2 protein-coding genes are annotated in these 1,720 nt (G+C 72.3%); one reads left to right on the top strand and one right to left on the bottom strand.

Going from position 1 to position 1,720, the window contains the following annotated elements:
* Positions 1 to 186: 186 nt before the first annotated feature.
* Positions 187 to 897 carry a response regulator transcription factor gene (locus F3J18_RS37200; protein ID WP_025102109.1) on the bottom strand — a complete coding sequence of 237 codons (711 nt, stop codon included), beginning with the start codon at positions 895 to 897 and terminating at the stop codon, positions 187 to 189.
* Positions 898 to 1,300: 403 nt separating this feature from the next.
* On the opposite strand from F3J18_RS37200, the gene F3J18_RS37195 reads away from it, so the two are divergent.
* On the top strand, positions 1,301 to 1,720 hold a 420-nt coding region (locus F3J18_RS37195), incomplete at its 3' end, for a winged helix-turn-helix domain-containing protein (RefSeq protein WP_240156521.1).

The following is a 1,720-nucleotide window of genomic DNA, read 5'->3' as shown; positions in this document are numbered from 1 at the left end:
CGCGCGCCGTGCTCGCCAACACCGTCAGCAGCGCGAGGCAGAGCAAGCACAGCCACGGCGGCACGAGCGCGCGAGCGCCGCCGCCCGCCGCGTCGCGCGCGGGCGTGGATGTGAACGGTAACGTCGCGGGCCGGGCAGGCATCGATCTGTGATCGCAGGCGAGGGATGCTTGGAGGCGCGGCGCGGCTAGGGCAGCAGGCCGTGCGCCCGCGCCTCGAACACCGCCTGCGTGCGCGAGCGCACCGCGAGCTTCTTGTAGATGTTCTTGATGTGGCATTCGACGGTCAGCCGCGACAGCGACAGCAGCTCGGAAATCTCGCGGTTGGTCAGCCCCTTGCTGACGATGCCGAGGATCTCGATCTCGCGGCGGCTCAGGCGCACCGGCGGCGCGCCGTTGCGCGAGGGCAGCAGGCCCGCGCTGGCCGGCGTGGCGGCGGCCGGCGCCGCGTGCACGGCGGTCTCGAGGATATGGCGCGCCACGAAGGGATCGATCGGCGCGCCGCCGCGCAGCACGCTGCGGATCGACAAGGCGATCTCGATGTCGTCGCGCTCCTTGAGCAGGTAGCCGGTCGCGCCGGCCTGCAGCGCGCCGACGATGGTCGGGCCGGTGCTCCAGGTCGAGATCACCACGATCGGCAGGGCCGGGTCGGCCTCGTGCCATTCGCGGATCAGCTCGATGCCCGAGCCGTCGGGCAGGCCGATATCGACCAGCGCGATCGCGCAGGGCTGGGTGGCGCGGATCGCGCGCGCCTCCGAGAGGCTGCCGGCGAACAGCAGCGCGTCGTCCGAGTAGCCCAGCGAGGTCAGGATGGTGGTGAGCCGGCGCTGCATCAGCGGCTCGTCGTCGACGATCAGGAGCGGGCCGGGGACCATGGGTTCCGGAGGCAAAAGCGTCATGGGTCGCGTATCGGTGACAGGATCGGATGACGAACGGCGAGCGCGCGGCAAGGGCGCGGTCGCCGGACGGCCGGCAAGCGGGCGGGGCGCCGCCTCGAGGCCCGAAACGCGGGGCGCGGCGCGGCTTCCGGCCATTGTCCGGTGCCGGCGCGCGGGACGCGCGCCAGCGTGATCGCATGATACGCGAGCGCCTCGACAGCTTCCTTACAAGCGCGGGATATCGTGTATCTGCACAGTGGATGAGTGTGGCGTGGGCTCGATGACATCCATATGAAGAAAGGCGGGCGTAAGGCGGGGGTGGCGATCCCGGCGAAGGGCGGCGGCGGGCAGGACCGCGAGCCTGCCGCCAGGATCGATGTGGTATAAGCCGGGATTGATTCCACGCTTACCGGACTGGACCACTATGACGCGAGGCAAGGCCGCGATTCCGCTCGATCTGCCGAGGCCGCCGGGCCTCTCCTCGCGAGGCGGCGCCTCGAAGCAGGATCGCATCGCCGATGCGCTGCGCGATGCGATCCTGCAGGGGCGCCTGGCGGCCGGCGGCGCGCTGCCTTCGACGCGCACGCTGGCCGAGCGCTGGCGGGTGGCGCGCGGCACGGTCGAGGTGGCGTTCGAGCGGCTGGTGGCGGAGGGCTATCTATCGCGCGTGCGCGGCTCGGGCACGCGGGTCAGCGCGGTGGTTCCCGAGGCGTATCTGATGGCGCCGGCAGCCGATGCGCATGGCGAGGCCGCGGTCGATATCGCGCCCGCGAGCGCCGACCCGTCCCGCCTCCGGCGCTCGCCCGATGCGGCCCGCGACGCCTCGCCGACCGGCACGCGCATC

The sequence above is a fragment of the Burkholderia sp. Ax-1720 genome, from assembly GCF_011753035.1.
GTDB classification, from domain to species: domain Bacteria; phylum Pseudomonadota; class Gammaproteobacteria; order Burkholderiales; family Burkholderiaceae; genus Burkholderia; species Burkholderia gladioli.
Note: the sequence above shows the minus strand (reverse complement) of the source record. Positions and strands in the feature narration are given on the sequence as shown.

Coding starts and splice junctions, on each gene's coding strand:
- F3J18_RS37200 (WP_025102109.1), bottom strand. CDS start 897: ATGACGCTTTTGCCTCCGGAACCCATGGTCCCCGGCCCGCTCCTGATC.